Origin of the sequence: Paenibacillus sp. FSL R7-0128 (assembly GCF_038002245.1) — a bacterium.
In the GTDB taxonomy this organism is placed as follows: domain Bacteria; phylum Bacillota; class Bacilli; order Paenibacillales; family Paenibacillaceae; genus Paenibacillus_AQ; species Paenibacillus_AQ silagei.
The window spans coordinates 3,154,270-3,170,462 of record NZ_JBBOCD010000001.1; the positions used below are offsets into that span (position 1 = coordinate 3,154,270).

18 protein-coding genes, 1 tRNA gene and 1 pseudogene are annotated in these 16,193 nt (G+C 50.8%); 17 read left to right on the plus strand and 3 right to left on the minus strand.

Going from position 1 to position 16,193, the window contains the following annotated elements; all coding sequences use genetic code 11:
- The first annotated feature begins 52 nt into the window (after nt 1-52).
- The 5 genes from NST26_RS12810 to NST26_RS12830 all read left to right on the plus strand — a co-directional run bounded on the left by NST26_RS12810 (nt 53) and on the right by NST26_RS12830 (nt 5,849).
- Nucleotides 53-967, plus strand: a complete 915-nt coding sequence (locus tag NST26_RS12810) for a carbohydrate ABC transporter permease (RefSeq protein ID WP_340941401.1) — start codon at nt 53-55, stop codon at nt 965-967.
- Between the two features lie 3 nt (nt 968-970).
- Nucleotides 971-1,810 carry a carbohydrate ABC transporter permease gene (locus tag NST26_RS12815; RefSeq protein WP_209877698.1) on the plus strand — a complete coding sequence of 280 codons (840 nt, stop codon included), beginning with the start codon at nt 971-973 and terminating at the stop codon, nt 1,808-1,810.
- A 36-nt stretch (nt 1,811-1,846) separates the two neighbouring features.
- A complete protein-coding gene (locus NST26_RS12820) occupies nt 1,847-3,163 on the plus strand; it encodes an ABC transporter substrate-binding protein (protein WP_445323321.1) in 1,317 nt (438 codons plus the stop codon).
- Between the two features lie 78 nt (nt 3,164-3,241).
- Nucleotides 3,242-4,891: an MGH1-like glycoside hydrolase domain-containing protein gene (locus NST26_RS12825; RefSeq protein ID WP_340953522.1), complete on the plus strand. Its 1,650-nt coding sequence runs from the start codon at nt 3,242-3,244 to the stop codon at nt 4,889-4,891.
- A 40-nt stretch (nt 4,892-4,931) separates the two neighbouring features.
- Complete coding sequence (locus NST26_RS12830; RefSeq protein ID WP_339255943.1) at nt 4,932-5,849, plus strand: glycoside hydrolase family 43 protein; 918 nt, start codon at nt 4,932-4,934, stop codon at nt 5,847-5,849.
- 448 nt (nt 5,850-6,297) lie between these two features.
- Here NST26_RS12830 and NST26_RS12835 read toward each other — a convergent pair whose 3' ends face one another.
- Nucleotides 6,298-7,575, minus strand: a complete 1,278-nt coding sequence (locus tag NST26_RS12835) for a hypothetical protein (protein ID WP_339255945.1) — start codon at nt 7,573-7,575, stop codon at nt 6,298-6,300.
- 244 nt (nt 7,576-7,819) lie between these two features.
- On the opposite strand from NST26_RS12835, the gene NST26_RS12840 reads away from it, so the two are divergent.
- From NST26_RS12840 to NST26_RS12865, 7 genes are all read left to right on the plus strand, one after another.
- A complete protein-coding gene (locus tag NST26_RS12840) occupies nt 7,820-7,954 on the plus strand; it encodes a hypothetical protein (RefSeq protein WP_339255947.1) in 135 nt (44 codons plus the stop codon).
- 83 nt (nt 7,955-8,037) lie between these two features.
- A complete protein-coding gene (locus NST26_RS12845; protein ID WP_036729545.1) occupies nt 8,038-8,709 on the plus strand; it encodes a stalk domain-containing protein in 672 nt (223 codons plus the stop codon).
- A gap of 163 nt (nt 8,710-8,872) precedes the next feature.
- Nucleotides 8,873-9,439 (plus strand): hypothetical protein, encoded by a 567-nt coding sequence (locus tag NST26_RS12850; RefSeq protein ID WP_036729541.1) that lies wholly within the window; start codon nt 8,873-8,875, stop codon nt 9,437-9,439.
- Between the two features lie 182 nt (nt 9,440-9,621).
- Nucleotides 9,622-10,245 (plus strand): hypothetical protein, encoded by a 624-nt coding sequence (locus NST26_RS12855; RefSeq protein WP_155991628.1) that lies wholly within the window; start codon nt 9,622-9,624, stop codon nt 10,243-10,245.
- Complete coding sequence (locus NST26_RS12860) at nt 10,238-10,765, plus strand: accessory gene regulator ArgB-like protein (protein ID WP_340953520.1); 528 nt, start codon at nt 10,238-10,240, stop codon at nt 10,763-10,765. The genes NST26_RS12855 and NST26_RS12860 overlap by 8 nt, the downstream gene beginning before the upstream one ends.
- 2 nt (nt 10,766-10,767) lie before the next feature.
- Entirely contained in the window at nt 10,768-10,902 is a 135-nt protein-coding gene (locus NST26_RS34035; RefSeq protein ID WP_081751311.1) for a cyclic lactone autoinducer peptide, read from the plus strand.
- Nucleotides 10,903-10,919: 17 nt separating this feature from the next.
- Nucleotides 10,920-11,315, plus strand: coding sequence for a LytTR family transcriptional regulator DNA-binding domain-containing protein (locus NST26_RS12865; RefSeq protein ID WP_209877684.1), 396 nt, complete (start codon nt 10,920-10,922; stop codon nt 11,313-11,315).
- Between the two features lie 84 nt (nt 11,316-11,399).
- Here NST26_RS12865 and NST26_RS12870 read toward each other — a convergent pair whose 3' ends face one another.
- Nucleotides 11,400-11,930, minus strand: a complete 531-nt coding sequence (locus NST26_RS12870; RefSeq protein WP_339255957.1) for a GNAT family N-acetyltransferase — start codon at nt 11,928-11,930, stop codon at nt 11,400-11,402.
- A 236-nt stretch (nt 11,931-12,166) separates the two neighbouring features.
- On the opposite strand from NST26_RS12870, the gene NST26_RS12875 reads away from it, so the two are divergent.
- Entirely contained in the window at nt 12,167-12,709 is a 543-nt protein-coding gene (locus tag NST26_RS12875) for a hypothetical protein (RefSeq protein ID WP_340953519.1), read from the plus strand.
- Nucleotides 12,710-12,838: 129 nt separating this feature from the next.
- Nucleotides 12,839-13,370 (plus strand): annotated as a pseudogene (locus NST26_RS12880) (Rpn family recombination-promoting nuclease/putative transposase); the annotation flags it as partial.
- 152 nt (nt 13,371-13,522) lie between these two features.
- On the opposite strand, the gene NST26_RS12885 reads toward NST26_RS12880, so the two are convergent.
- A tRNA-Val gene (locus NST26_RS12885) sits at nt 13,523-13,594 on the minus strand.
- Nucleotides 13,595-13,789: 195 nt separating this feature from the next.
- On the opposite strand from NST26_RS12885, the gene NST26_RS12890 reads away from it, so the two are divergent.
- The 3 genes from NST26_RS12890 to NST26_RS12900 all read left to right on the plus strand — a co-directional run bounded on the left by NST26_RS12890 (nt 13,790) and on the right by NST26_RS12900 (nt 16,161).
- Nucleotides 13,790-14,212 (plus strand): NUDIX hydrolase, encoded by a 423-nt coding sequence (locus tag NST26_RS12890; protein ID WP_340953518.1) that lies wholly within the window; start codon nt 13,790-13,792, stop codon nt 14,210-14,212.
- 32 nt (nt 14,213-14,244) lie between these two features.
- Nucleotides 14,245-15,054, plus strand: a complete 810-nt coding sequence (locus tag NST26_RS12895) for a helix-turn-helix transcriptional regulator (RefSeq protein ID WP_340953517.1) — start codon at nt 14,245-14,247, stop codon at nt 15,052-15,054.
- A gap of 153 nt (nt 15,055-15,207) precedes the next feature.
- Nucleotides 15,208-16,161 carry an aldo/keto reductase gene (locus tag NST26_RS12900; protein WP_340953516.1) on the plus strand — a complete coding sequence of 318 codons (954 nt, stop codon included), beginning with the start codon at nt 15,208-15,210 and terminating at the stop codon, nt 16,159-16,161.
- Nucleotides 16,162-16,193 lie beyond the last annotated feature (32 nt).

The following is a 16,193-nucleotide window of genomic DNA, read 5'->3' on the forward strand; positions in this document are numbered from 1 at the left end:
CAGCGTTGCTTTCTATAATGAGCCTATATCCATGAAGAAGGAGAAGGCGCATATGAAGACAGCACACAGATCGGCGATGTGGAGAAGGAGCGGTACCGCTTACCTGTTCCTGCTTCCCTGGCTGATCGGCTTTTTCGGACTGACACTCGGGCCTATGCTGGGCTCCTTGTATCTGTCCCTGACCAAGTACGACCTGCTCAATGCCCCGCAGTGGCTGGGCCTGAACAATTACAGGCACATCTTCACGGCAGACGAATACTTCTACAAGTCTCTTACCGTGACGTTCAAGTACGTGCTATTCTCGGTTCCGCTCAAAATGGCCTTTGCCCTCCTGGTCGCCATCGTCCTGAACAAAGGCATCCGGGCGCTGGGCATCTACAGAACGGTGTATTACATTCCGTCCCTGCTGGGAGGAAGTGTGGCAATCGCCATCGTCTGGCGGCAGATTTTCGACGGGGAAGGGCTGATTAATCACTTCCTGGCCTGGTTTGGGATCGAAGGCCCGTCCTGGATTGCCCATCCCAGCTATATTCTCTCGACCATCGTCACGTTGTCCGTCTGGCAGTTCGGCTCCGCCATGGTCATCTTCCTGGCCGGCATTAAGCAGATTCCTGCGGACCTGTACGAAGCGGCGCAGGTGGACGGAGCCGGGAAGCTGCGCCAGTTCGGCCGGATTACGCTGCCGATGCTCTCCCCGGTGATCTTTTTTAACCTGGTCATGGGGATTATCAATTCCTTTCAGGTGTTCACTCCGGGATATGTCATTGGAGACGGGCGCGGCGGTCCGGTGAATTCCACCCTGTTTTACACGCTGTATCTGTATCTCAAAGGCTTCTCCTTCTTCGATATGGGGTATGCTGCCGCTCTGGCCTGGATCATGCTGATCATCATCGGCCTGTTCACCTCCATAGTGTTCGTGACCTCCAAATTCTGGGTGTTCTACGGCGACGGAAAGGACGGGCGATAATTCATGACAGACGACAAAATGATCTTTAGGCTAGGCAAACATGGCGTCATTATTCTGTTCGGGCTGTTGATGCTGTATCCGGTGCTGTGGCTGCTGTCTAGCTCCTTCAAGCCGAATGCGCTGATCTTTTCGGAACCGGGGCTGTGGCCGGGGAAATTTACGCTGGAGAACTACGTGAATGGATGGAAGGGGCTGCAGGGCATCTCGTTTAGTCGCTTTTTCCTCAATTCTGCCACGATCTCTGTACTGTCGGTCATCGGCAACATACTGACCTGCTCGCTGGCGGCTTACGCGTTCGCCCGGCTGGAGTTCCGCTTCAAAAGTGTGCTGTTTGCCTGCATGCTGGTGACCATTATGCTGCCTTACCATGTCGTGCTGATTCCGCAATATATTATTTTCAGCAAGCTGGAGTGGGTCAACACCTATTTGCCGCTGATCGTGCCGAAATGGCTGGCGCATGACTCGTTCTTCATTCTGCTGATGATCCAGTTCATCCGCGGCATCCCGAAGGAGCTGGACGAGAGTGCCACGATTGACGGCTGCGGCCAGGGCCAGCTGTACTTCCGGATCATTATTCCGCTGCTGGTTCCGGCGCTGATTACAACGGCGATCTTCACCTTCATCTGGTCGTGGGATGATTTCTTCAGCCAGATGATCTACCTCAGCCGGATCAATCTGTTCACCGTGCAACTGGGCATACGCTCGCTCTATGATCCTTCGGGCTCCTCCGACTGGGGCGCGCTGCTGGCGATGTCGGTGCTGTCGCTGGTGCCGATTATGACGATCTTCATGCTCTTCCAAAAGCACTTCCTGGAGGGCATCGCCACGACCGGTCTGAAATGAGCAAGCGATTACAATTATTCTTGGGGGGATATGTTTATGAAGAAAAGCTTAGGTCTTACGCTGAGTGTTCTGCTGCTGGCAGCCACAACCGCCTGCTCGGGCGGCAATAACGGTAAGCCTGCGGCGGCCGGCAACTCCGGCGGTGCCGGAGCTGCGGATCAGGTGGAGCTGCGGATTATGTGGTGGGGCGACCAGAAGCGCGCGGATAAGACGAACGAGGCTCTGCGTGCCTTCGAGTCGAAGCACCCGAACATTAAGGTGGTCGGGGAGTTTGCTCCGAACTCCGGGTATTTCGACAAGCTGAACACCCAGCTCGCTTCGGGCACAGCGCCTGATGTGTTTTTCCTGGGAGGGAACGTAACTGATTACGCCGCTAAAGGCGTGCTGCTGGACTTACAGCCCTATGTCGGCCAAGAGCTGGATCTGACGGATATGGATCAGACGATGGTGGAATACGGAACGCTGGGAGGCAAGCTGGTGCATATCTCTGCCGGGGCGAACGCCCGGGGGATGGTGCTCAATACAGAGCTGTTCAAAAAGGCTGGAATGGAGGTTCCGGCAGACGGCTGGAGCTGGGAAGATTACGCCCGCATCAGTAAGGAAATCTCCGATAAGCTGGGCAAGGGTTATTACGGCACCTACAACTTTACCGTTGAGGGGATGGACATCTATATGAAGCAGCGCGGCAAGCAGGTCTATGATATGGAGAAGGACGCGCTGGGCTTCGGGCAGCAGGATGCAGAGGAGTGGTTCAACTACTGGCACGGGATCACTAAGAACGGCGGAATGGTCACTCCATCCCTGCAGGTATCCAATCCTCCGGGAGACACAAGTAAATCCCTGGTCGTTACCGGCAAGGTGGCGATGAGCCTGATTCCATCCAACCAGTTCGCCGCTCATCAGAATCTGACCCAGGATAAGCTGACCATGATTCAGGTGCCGCGCGGGCCGAAGGGAACGGGGGTTGTCTTTGAATCCAGCCAAGGCTTGTCCGGTTATGCCAAGACCAAGCACCCGAAGGAAGTCGCGGAGCTGATGAACTTCTGGATCAATGATCCCGATGCCGCGCAGATTCTGGGCAGTGACCGCGGTGTGCCGGTTACCTCCAAGATGCGTGACCTGCTGATGAAGGAGGCTACGCCGCTGGAACAGACCGTATACGACTTCACCAGCCGGGTATCGGAAGCGACGAAGAAGGAGCCGTTTGCTGTCAGCTATAATCCGCCGAATTTCACCGAATTCACCAAGCTGGCGGAGACCGCTGTACAGGAGATCGGTTTTGAGCAAAAGGATGTCAAGCAAGGGGTAGAGGATTTCTATACAGGTGCGACGCAGTTATTCGGAGCCAAGTAGCCATATCCCGGAAGCAGGCTGCCCTCGGCAGTCTGCTTCTCTGTCTGGAGAGCAACTAATGTTACAGGAGGGAATGGAATGACGGGTAGTGTACTTGAGAGACTGCGGAGGATAACGGTGGACGACCAGATCGGAGTGCTTAAGAAAGCTGCGGACCGGGATTCGCTGGAGGAGTGGAAGCGATCGGGCGTGGCCTTCGCGGCTTCATCGGAGAATATGGAGAAAGTCTATTACTCTGCGCTGCACAAGCTGCTGGACTGTATCGTGCCGATGGACGGAGGCGGACTTGTGCTGCATGAAGGCGGAGTCTATCTCGGGAGCTGGCTGGAGAGCACGGGTACGATCTGCGCTGAACGGCTGTCGCGGTTCATGCCGGAGGTGGCGGGAGCGACCTTCCGGCTGTTCGCCGACCAGCAGCGGCAGGATGGGCTGATGCCCTACAAGGTGACGCCTGCGGGACCGGCCTACCGGCAGATTCAGATGGTGACGCCGCTGGCCCGCAGCGTCTGGAATCATTATCTGGAGAACGGGCGGGATAAGAGCTTCCTTCGCTCCATGTATCAGGCGATGGGCCGGTTCGACCATTGGCTGCATATGTACCGCAACACTAGAGGGACCGGCTGCGTCGAAGCCTTCTGCACGTTCGATACCGGACATGACCTCTCGCCGCGCTTCTGGCATGTCCCCGACACGCCCCATCTGGAGGATGCGGGACAATATAACCCGGATTCGCCGCTGCTGCCTTTTCTGGCCCCGGATTTAACGGCCAATGTCTACTGTCAGCGGCTCTACCTGTCCAAGATAGCGGTGGAGCTTGGCGGGAGCGGGGACGAATGGCGTGCCCGGGCAGCGGCAAGCAGCCACAGCCTGTTCAGCCATTGCTATGACGAAGAGGATGAGTTCTTCTATGACCGGGATCGCGGAGGCCGGTTCGTCCGTCTACAATCGGATGTTCTGCTGCGTGTGCTGGCCTGCGAGGTGGGGGACGGGGTGTTTTTTGCGTCAGCCCTCCGCCGTTACCTGCTCAATACCGGCAAGTTCTTTGCCAAATATCCCTTCACCTCCATTGCGATGGATGATCCCAGGTTCGACCCTTTCTCCAGCTATAACACCTGGGGAGGTTCGTCGAACTTCCTCAGCCTCATCCGTGCGCCGCATGCCTTCGAGCAGCACGGGCGTTATGTCGAGCTGACCTGGGTCATCCTGCCGATCCTCGCAGCGTTCTCGCGGATGACCCGGTTCGGGCAGACGTTAAGCCCATGGACCGGGGAAGAGGGATATACGGAGACCTATTCACCTGCGATTCTCTGCCTGCTGGACTATATGGAGCGGCTATGCGGGATCGTGCCGGTAGCCGGAGAGGAGCTATGGTTCACCGGCCTGCTTCCCTATGACATGGATCATGGCAAAGAGGTGGCCCATGAGACCGGATACCGCCGGACCGTGGACGACACGGTCTTCGAGCTGGTTACTACGCGTGAGCGGTCTGTAATCTACCGTAATGAAGAGGAGTACCTGACCTTTCCATATGGTGTGCGTGTGGTCCTGGGCCGGGGCGGACAACTGCTGAAGCTGATCGGCATGAGTGTCCGCCAGATCGAAGGGAGTCTGTGCTATGAGGGCCAGACGCTCCCGTTCACCATCAAGGGCAACGAGCAACTTGAATATGCGGACGGCGGTTTCGTGAGCGTCAGCGATATTGGAGTGGTACTGCCGGAATACAGGTAGATCAGGGAGAGTATAAGAGCGAAGTGAGGAGAGGGTCTAAATGAACCACCCGATGAGAACGACAGCGAATAGCGAGCTGCAAATCAGAGATCCGTATGTGCTTCCGCTGGCCGGAGAGGGGCAAGAGGCGGGCACCTACTATTTATATGGCAGCACCGACAGCAATATCTGGGGCACGGGCACGGGGTTCAACGCCTACACCGGCACAGATCTGGAGCACTGGGATGGCCCGTTCCCGGTCTTCCGGCCGGAGCCGGATTTCTATGCGGAGCGGAATTTCTGGGCACCGGAGGTCTATGGTTATGGCGGCAATTACATCATGTTCGCCACCTTCCGGCGCAAGGACAATGATCTGCTGGGCACCGCCGTTCTGATATCGCTGCATCCGCTGGGTCCGTTCATCCCGCATAGTGAGGGGCCGGTGACTCCGCAGGAGTGGAGTTCACTCGACGGAACGCTGTATGTGGACCGGCAGGGCCAGCCGTGGATGGTCTTCTGCCATGAGTGGCAGCAGACCGGGGACGGCGAGGTCTGCGCCATGCGGCTAACAGAGGACCTGCGGAGTGCCGCTGGGGAACCTGTTGTTCTGTTCCGGGCATCCGAAGCCCCGTGGACCACTCCGTTTGAATCCAAGCGTTATGCGAATCAGCTTAATTATGTCACGGACGGGCCGTTCCTGTTCCGCTCAGCGGACGGCACCTTGTATCTGCTGTGGGCCAGCTTCATTAATAATACCTACGCGCTGGGTATCGCCCGTTCCGGGAGCGGAGAGATAACCGGACCCTGGCTTCATCAGGAGCAAGCGCTCTACCAGCAGGACGGCGGTCACGCCATGGTCTTCCGCACCTTCAGCGGTCAGCTGATGCTGGCCATCCACACGCCGAATCAGACGCCTGATGAACGGCCGGTGTTTGTGGAGCTGGAGGAGCAGGACGGTGAGATGAGAGTGAAGGCGTAGGCACTTACGCGGGCAGGCGGGCAGGGGGAGGGCAAATCTGCGGGTAACTAGTCTGCGAGGAATCAGCGGCGGTTCAGCAACAAATCAGCAACGAGGCAAGAACATCACTCTCCCTGCGATTTAGGCTCTAAATGTAATTTGTACAACTAAAATGGGCAAATATTGCGCAGGGAGAGCTTTAGTTGCACTCTGTACACTTATAAGTTACTCTCATGGCGGGAAAGAGCGTTTTCCTCAAATTTAGCTGTACAGAATACAACTATCCCTGCGCGCCAGCCAATTCGCCGTCATTTAGCTGTACAAAATACAACTATCTTCCAAACGCTGCCCATTCCCGGGTGAAGTTTGATTTGCACTATCGGAGTAACCTAAGCCTGTAAACGAACAAAACGATTGCCCTCCTTTAAAAAGTGGCAATCGTTTTTGGGTGCAGGTAACCTGCGGAAGCTTATTCGATATCAATGCTCCATTGTCCGTCTGCTTCCACGGAAAAGACATAAATTCCGTCGGATTCGATTTTTTCCGCTGTGGAGCCGGAGTAGTTCCCAATTTCATTAACCAGCAAGAGGCTATCATTCACTTTGACAGCAAAATTGGATTCACCCGTGTGCTTAGATGTGAACCGGGTCAGCTTGCTTTGCAGCCTTGCAAACACAACATCGTTCCCCTTACCGGATAATTTAACCGGAGCGCTCTTGACGTTCTCAGGGATGCTCTGCTTAATATCTGCTTTCCACGAGCCATCCGACTCCACCTTCAGCATATATTTCCCGCCGTCAGGAATCACGGCTAAAGATTTTCCTTTGTAAGGCCCAATTTCATTCACGAGCATTTTTTTGGTATCTCCTGTTTCATCGTACATATAGATCACAAAGTTAGAATCCCCGTTGTCTGTTGCCTCAATTATGGCGATCCCGCTGTTCAAATAGAAGAACTCTGTAGCCTGGTCCTTTTTCCCTTTGAGATGTATGACTTCGTCCTTTGCTGGCGCTGGCGTAGCGGCTGCAGATGTGGCTGAACTAGGTATCCCTTGGTATAACGGCAGCAGCTCAGCGTATAGCTTTTCAACAGTTGCCTTGTCATCCTTTTGAATGGCATTAGCCATTTCCTTGTATTTGCTTTGATTTTCCTTAATTATAAAATCCACGCTACTGAGAAAATATGCTGAAATATCATCTTTAATTTCTTGGGTAATCTCCTTTTCCAGATAGCTTTTCGCTAAATTAAGTCCTCTCGATCCAAACTCCTGATCTGCTTCTAGGTAGGTCATATCCGTATCTCCGCCAGAGGGTACATCCGTTTCATCGGGTGTAGGTGTGGGATCCGGGTAGCGGCTGGCAACGGAAGCAGGTAGAACTCCACCAATTTTTGTGAAAAGCTTCTTTACATTTTGCACATCATTTTTCTCAATAGAGTCAGCAATCTCCAGGTAAGTGAAGGTATTCTCTTTATCCTCCCGGGCCTTAATCCGGATGTTATTGGCAATTTCTTTGGACGACTCAATATTCCATGAATTAGTACCGAAGTTCTCTAGGTATTCCTGCGTCTTATCTTTCACTGAGAAGTTCTTCAGCTCTGGCGCTGGAGTAGGAGAAGCAGTCGGAGCAGCAGAAGGAGTCGCCGTTTCGGCTTGAGTAATCTCAGCAGACCCGCCACATCCGCTCAATATCACAGGTGAAGCTAAAAGAGCAAAAGCTAAAGTCATTTTGGATAATTTTTCGTACATCAGTAATTTCCCCCAAATGTTTAATCATACTTAGCCAGTATAGCAAAATTGGATTATTTCTACAGTGAAATTTAATAGAACTTTGCATTCCTTACACAAACGTGCCAAACTTGTTATGATTAGGATATAGATCTTATATCATTTTGAATGGGGGATGTAAGCTGTGTATATGACAGGTTTTGGGTCCTTGCTCGCTGGAGGGTTCAGTATTTTTGCTCTTTTACTCTGGTTGAGTTGTCTGGGAATGGGGATATATTTATTTGTGCTGGTGGTGAAGCTTGCCCGCAGGGGAATCATTGCGCTGGATTTGTACAATCACTCCAAAAATCTGGAGATACGCGAACGTTACGAAGCGGCTCACCGGAGAGATGAGTTCTGAATGATTGCATCTGATGGCAGGATTTATTATACTCCCAATAAGGAATATTCAAATTTGTTATAAATGGAGAGGAGTATGATCGAATGAAGAAGAAGATGACTGCTGCACTGACTGCATTTGCCGTACTTGGAGGAATGGGCACAGGTGTGTACGCCGGAGCCAACCTGCAGGAGATCAAGGCATATCTCAATCCAAGCATCAAATTCAAGATGAACGGCCAGCCCGTACAGCTTAAGAATGGCAGCGGTGCGGTGGTTGCCCCAATTTCCTATAAGGACACAACGTATCTGCCGGTCCGTTCCGTATCCGATCTGCTGGGAGTTACCGTTAAGTTCGATGCTGCAACCAACACCATATCTCTGGGGGAGCAGACAGCGGGCGTACCAATCGCTACAGGTTTTGACGACATGTATCACACCAAAGATCCGGGCAAGACGGTCTTCAAGGACAAGGATTACAAGGATGTCTTCTTCGATAACGCCAGTGGTGACCGAGGCACTTCATTCATGCTCCACCCGAACAAAAAATATCAGAAGCTTTATCTCCAGGTAGCCGCGATCGGCGGAGAGATTAAAGACTTCGCGGTACAAGACAGCGACACCAATACTGTGTTGAAGAAGCAGACCATTGACCCTGCCAGCGGGCTTACTACCATCGAAGTGGATATTGCCGGAGTAAGCAGCCTGTATGTCAACGGAGATGTGAAGGATGGAACCTCGGTCTTCGTTCCGCTTACGACATCGTATTATAAATAAATTCTGAACTTATACATCATTCACGAATGACCCGGGAGCCTTGGTTTCCGGGCTTCTTTTTGTCTATTCGTTGTTTTGAGGAAAAAGAAAATGGGTACTATCCGGTAAGCCTGTGAATCTAACTGGCCATGTAACTTTCAATGAATTGACGAGGAGTGAGAAGATGTACACCAAAAAGCTAATAATGTCCTTATCCTTGACGTTGTCCCTATTGGCCCTCAGTGCCTGCGGTAATGCTGAGGATAAGCCGTCCACCGAATCGATGCAGACCACTGCACCGGCAACAGAGACTGTGCAGACTCCAGCGCCGACAACAGAGGCCGAACAGACTCCAGCACCAACGACAGAGCCGGAGCAGACCCCTGAGGCGACGGCCGGAAGTAACGAGACGGCTGCCGGATCTGCGGACCTGCCGAAATATCTGCCGGAGGACTTCCCGATGCCGGAGAATGTAACGGAGACCATTCTTTCGAATGCGGAGGAGAATGAGGGCAAGAAGACGGCATTGCTGATTTTTAGAACAACGGATAGTATGGAATCGGTAACGAAGCTCTATGATGATTATCTGGCTTCCAAGCTGGGCGATCAGTCCGTGAAGACTATCGATCCTAAGAACCTGATCATTCAAGGCAAGACCAAGGACGATAAGCAGAGCTGGTCAATCATTGGCGGTCCGCTTGCGTCCCAGGAGGGAACCGTGGAGGTTAACGTCATTTGGTCTGAAATTTAATACGGACAGCCAAGCTGCTGTACCCAGAGGAACATCCGTTGAGGCTCGATTCAGAGCGGCCAACGGATGTTTTTTTGATTTGATAAAAAGTGTCGAATTTTGTAATTAAGTAGTATACGTCAGGTGCGGCGGGGATATATAATTAATCTTGTGAACGAAAATTAGTCAGGCGGTGTTATGGTTTGTCGTGGGAACCTGTAGGATTTATGTTTTTCTCAACGATAGAGACGCTTGCGCTCTATTATCTGATTATGTCTCTCTATAGATTCAAGTGGAGATGGTACATCTGGCAGGCTTTATTTGTCATCTTGCTGAACAATCTGCAAAGCTATCTGTTACGCAATGAACTGGGCATGTCGAATGTTGCACCACTTGTTTTAATCTTGATTTTTATCTTCTTTTTCGCTGCGGTGGTGAGGATGCCGCTCATTCTATCCATCATCGCAACAATATCGGGATTTGCTATTTTTGCCGGGATTCAGACGCTGCTCACCCTGCTCATGTTCGGATCTATATCGAATATTGGTAGTACCGCGAACGGATATTTTCTGCAGGTAGCGACTGCGGCAGCGGTGTTCGGTATTTTTGGGCTTCTGTACCGCAAAGGCAAGGGCTTCACGTTCGACTTGGATAAACTCCGCTTTAAGATAGAAGATATCCTGCTGTCTCTGCTGATTTTCGGCTTCGTAATAGGGATTTCAGTGCTACTCTACTATAATGATATTCTGCTAAATGCCTTGATTTTCCTGGTGATGACTGTATTCCTTCTATATTATTCCACCCGGAGGGAGCGGGAAGATGCTTGAATTCATGTCCAGCAAGCTGGCATTTACGATTAAAAATATCGTACCTGAGCACCCGGCATCCTACGCTGTCCTGAAATTTGCTATTAGCGTAGTGCTTAATGTGGTGTTTATTATTGGGCTGACGCTGGTAGTATCCCTTTTGACAGGCAGGACAAGTGAAGCTCTGCAGATTCTGATCTCCTTTGCCTTATTACGTCAGGTGTCGGGCGGGGTCCATCTAAAGTCTGGTATAGCCTGTGTCTTGTTTACGGTAAGCTTGTTCACAGTACTGTCCTTCGTGGAGCTTAGCTCCTTCTACGTTATGTTATTGAATGCAGCGAGTCTGTTAATAGTTCTGTGGCTGGCGCCCATTGGGATTGAACGACAGACCCGGATTCCGAGGCGGCACTGGCCTAAGCTGAGAATCGTGGCGTTACTGCTGGTAGCTGCCAATATCGTTATAGGCTCATCTGTTATCGCAGCCAGCTTTTTGGCACAATCCATCAGTCTGATTATAGCTAGAAGGGAGGTGAACATCTGACAATGAGAGCTTTGCAGCGCAAAGTAGTGTATAAGCTTGCTTCTGGTTTGTCCGCCTTGGCTGCCCTTATCGTGTTGGTTACAGCAAGTGTATTATACATTAATCAACCGGAGGTACCTGAAGAGTTACTTAAATAACATTGGAGTTGATCCCTTTGAGCACGATATCTGTTACTAGAGACACAGAGGGAAACACTGGTGTATTCTCACTCGATATTGAAAAAATAACTTTTATGGAATTTGAACGGACTATCTATCGGATCATTGTCCATACGTACGATCAGACCTTTTATACAGTAGGTACGCTGAAATATTGGCTTAATACCCTGGCCAGTTCAGGATATAATTTCGTTCTAGCAGATAGAAACACGTTAATTCAGGTTTCTAACATTATCCAGCTGGATAAGACGTTTCATATTGCTTATTTTGGGGAAGACCACAGAGGAGTCGAGCAAAAGTGTTTTCTGTCAGAGAAGGGCTATAAAGAAATTCTCAAATACGTAAAGACATCCGCATCGGATATTCAATTAGTGGAGCTGCCCCAGTGGTAGCTTTGTTTTTTATGGTATATAAAATTAGGCTGACCCTGCGCAGTTCATTCTGTAGCGCTTGGGTCAGCCCTTGTTCAGGTTAGCTTAATCTGCAGCTAATCTGGAATACATACACAGATCAATGAAGCTTCCTTTGGACCGCTCACTCTGCCTCAGTGTTCCTTCCAGCGAAAAGTTTAATTTCTGCAGTACCTTAATAGAATTGATATTAGCAGGCTGGGCCTTTGCTTCTATTCTATTGAAGCCCAGTGTATCAAACGCATAATCTATTAGTGCGCGAAGGGCTTCAGGCACATATCCTTTTCCCCAGCACTCGCGGCTAAGGTCATAACCGATCTCTGTCTTGGCATTGTCATAGTCCAGCGCATTGAAACCACAGGAGCCGATAATCCGGCCGGATTCTGCTTCCGTGATGGAATAGCGGATCGCCTGATTCTCGGTGGCTAACTTACCCAGCAGCTCAATCATTTCCACGGCCTGACTCTCATCCGTGAAGCTGCTGATATTCATGAACCGGGTGACTTCAGGATCGGACCAGATCGGGAACAGGCTGGCTGAATCGGCGGTGCGCATTTGTCTTAATACTAATCTCTCGGTTTGTAATTCTGTAATCATCAATAAGTTACCTCCATTAAATATATATGGTATTGGTGAGGTGCAACTATTGATATCTGCGCATAGTTCAGTCCTTTCCGTGTGTAAGCTACCTCTATTATATAGAATGCAAGGGAGGAAGTTAAGATCGATTCAGGACCGTTTCAACAAATCTTCATACAGTCCTGTCAGGGATGCTACTGTTTCGTATTCCTCCTAACAAGGTAAACTTTAGATAAAAGGATCTGGAGGGCATTATGAGAAAAACGGTACTGGTAGTGTTGTTCTTGTTTGTATTGACAGCTTGTGCGGATTCCAAAGACGGGGTAACCACTAAAGACTTAGCCATCCAAAAGGTGAACGATCATAAAGCCATTGTTGAGTATGGAATGAGCCGCGCGGAAGCGGAAGAGGTATTGGGTAAGGGGGAGGATAAGGATATTGCGAATTCAGTCATGTATAGCTCTGGCGTGAGGATTATGTACCGGGAGGATAAAGTGGCAGGGATTACTCTGGCAGAGGAATCGAAAGATACATATGAAACCACTGGCGGTTTTAAAATTGGCATGTCTAAGGATGACTTCAAACAAATCTATGGCGATCAATATCTGAAGGAGATGGAGCGCAACCTGGATTATGCTTACGATGCCACCAACAAGCGATATTTGCAGGAGAAAGAGTGGGTGGCGAAAGCGGAAGATGACACAAAAATATATGTAATTTCAGCCATGTTCAACGGTAAGGGTGAAGCAGACGCCGTTGTATTGGTGGATAAGCGAATGGCGATAACATTAAGGTAGAGGGGGGGCTGAAAGATAAAACATGTTCTTGTATGTTTCATAGCGCTTAGGGGACAGGATAGCAGTATATGGAGCCCAAAAAGCTGGCCTTGTCTACAACGAGTAGTTCTGCCATGATATAATCAGTGTTTGAAGAAGTGTATAACGATTAATATATTGAACTACTCCTGTCTGCCGAATGACCGTCATCATAATGTGTTTCATCTTCGGGAAGATCACACTGGAATTTCTCTTAATAACGATCTTGAGATTCATGTGATGGAATTAACGAAGCTCGAGGAGCAGGCCGTTCCATTAACTGGTGGTCTGATCAACTGGCTATTATTCCTCAAGGGTGTTGAACAACCAAACTGGGAGGTGCTGACCATGAATGAACCGATGTTGAAAAAAGCAATGGATACGCTCGAGTTCCTGAGTCAGGATGCCGCTACAAGGATGGAGTATGAAGCCCGGATGAAGTATTTGCGTGATGAGGCATCACGGATGAATGGGGCTAAGGCTGAGGGGCGGGCTGAGGGACGAGCAGAAGGTGAGCGAAAAAGCAGAGGCAATGGTGCTTGAACTTCTTGCTCTTGGAGTGGAAACTTCCATTATTATTAGAGCCTCAGGCCTCTCAGAGCAAGAAGTTTTAAGCTTGAAATCACTAATGGGTAGACACTGACCGTGAATGAACCGATGAGAAAAAAGAGAAACTGCTAGAAAGCTCTTGGCAATGGGGCAATGGAATTCAAAATTTAAAACTGTTGCAATGATAACAACGAAAAACGAAGCCGATCATAAGATCGGCTTCGTTTCTTTAAAACTCTCCATATATAGGACGGATGGGGTTCGAACCCATGACCCCTACCCTGTCAAGATAGTGCTCTCCCGCTGAGCTACCGTCCTGCAACGAAATTTATAATAACACAGGACGTGAGGGAATGGCAAGAGATTTTTTACTATGATACAAATGATACCTTTAATCATAACTCTCCCACACCACCACAATGACAAAAACCCACGACACCCCATCCATAATATATTACAATAATGGCGCTTCTCTGGAAGATTCTAACGAACTATAAAAGGTGGAATTCTATCATGATCGTAACATTGCATGAAGCGGAGTGCCCTGGGGTGAGTCTCAAGTATGTAGTGATTTTTATGAAGCAAGGGAACGATTGGGTGCTGGTGCGGCACCGTGAGCGGTCCACATGGGAATTTGCCGGCGGGCATATTGAGGCGGGTGAGAGTCCCGGGGAAGCTGCGGTAAGAGAGCTTTACGAAGAGACAGGTGCTGAAGAATATGAACTGCATCCGTTATGCATCTATTCGGTAAGCAGTGAAGAGCTGGTTGAGAGCTTCGGAATGTTGTATTATGCAGATGTCAAAAGGTTCGGAAATTTGCCCCCGTACGAAATGGCGGAGCTTCGAAGCTTCAAGGAGCTGCCGCAGGCGGTGACATACCCGGGGATTTACCCCACGCTATATGCGAGAGTGTGTGAATATGTGAAGCATCTATGAATCCATCGTAATGCTGAAAGGAGGCCCAGCTCATGAGTTACGAGATTACGAGGTTTAGGCGTCTTGGCGACTACCTGAGATCACGCCGGGAACGTCTGCAGCCTGAAGCTGTAGGGATCAAGGAAACGAACAGTCAGCGCAGAACACCAGGGCTGCGCCGGGAGGAGGTTGCGGTTCTGGCTGGTCTCAGCAGCACCTATTATACTTGGCTGGAGCAGGGCAGGGAGGTTACCGCCTCCAGAGAGGTCATGGAGAGTCTCAGTCAGGCGCTGCGGTTGTCGGCAGATGAGCGTAAGCATCTGTTTGAGCTATGGAATCCGGGCTTGCCGGATACACTTGCTTCTATAGATACAGCCAGTCCGGAGCTGAATTCGCAGTGGCGGGATATTATCCGCCAATTGACTTATCCGTCTTTTATTACGAATGAGCGGTCTGAGGTACTGGCCTGGAATGATAAGGCGAGTGAAGTCCTTAGTGATTTCGGAGGTCTGTCTGCTTCAGAGCGCATTATGATGCGTCTTCTGTTCCTGGATATGGAGCTGCGCCGTCGGATGCGGAACTGGGAGGAGTTCGCAATCTATTCAGTAGGGGTGTACAGAACCTATTATGACATGAATCTGCACGATCCCTGGTACAAGGAGATGGTCGATCAGCTCATGGAGGACAGTGCGGATTTCGCTCAGATGTGGAAGCAGCACAATATTCAAGGCAAGAAGGTCAACCGTGTGGTCATAGAGAGTCTTGGCACGAGCCAGCCTGTAGTCTACGATATCAATTCGATGGCCAATCTGGCGGATCACCCGGGTCTGCATATTTGTATCTACACCCCTGTCTTAACCTAGCAGAGAATCACCTGAAGGCGCATATCTTACTGGTCTGCTGCTCCCTGGTAATGATCTTACTAGCATGAACGTACTGTGGCTGCTTCACGGCAGGACGGTTAGAATAAGGTCATGTTCATAAGATCTATTACAGGGACAAGAGGAGGCAACCATATGCACACAAGAACACTTGGGAACGAAGGGCTGATCGTATCGGCTCTGGGACTCGGAATGATGATGATGCCGGATAATGAAGAGTCTGTACGAACCATTCATGGCGCGCTTGACCTGGGCGTAACCCTGCTGGACACAGCGGATATCTACGGAGCTTTCGAGCAGCAGCGCTTCGGCGGCAATGAACGGCTTCTCGGACGGGCACTTAAGGGCCGGAGAGATCAGGCTGTGATTGCGACCAAATTCGGCATTACGCATACTCAGGGACCCAAGGGAGACCCGGCCTATATCAAAAAATCCGTAGATGCCAGCCTCTATCATCTCGGCACAGATTATATCGATCTGTACTATCAGCACCGTCCCGATCCGAACACACCTATTGAGGAAACCGCCGGTACCCTGGCTGACCTCGTCAAGGAAGGGAAGATCCGTTATATCGGCTTATCCGAGGCTTCGCCTGAACTGATCCGCCGGGCACATGCGGTGCATCCGTTGACCGCCCTGCAGACAGAGTATTCGCTCTGGAGCCGGGAGGTGGAGGATGAGATTCTGCCGCTGGTCAAGGAGCTGGGCATCGGCTTCGTTCCTTATAGCCCGCTGGGCCGCGGTTTTCTGACTGGACAGATCATGAGCTTCGATGATCTGCCGGAGGATGATTACCGCCGCCATTACCCTCGGTTCCAGGGAGAGAACTTCACCCGGAACCTGGAGGTCGTCTCGCTGATCGGGCAGATGGCGGCCGAGAAAGGCTACGTCCCGGCACAGCTAGCCCTGGCCTGGCTTCTAGCACAAGGAGATCAAATTGTACCGATTCCCGGCACGAAGCGGCTGGAGCGGTTACAAGAGAACCTCGGAGCGCTTCAGGTTACATTGACGGCAGAGGATCTCGCCCGGATTGAGCGGATATCCCCGCAAGGTATTGCAGCCGGAGCACGTTACCCCGGCCAGAACTAAGTTATCACACAGAGCGGACAGCCGCTGTGTAT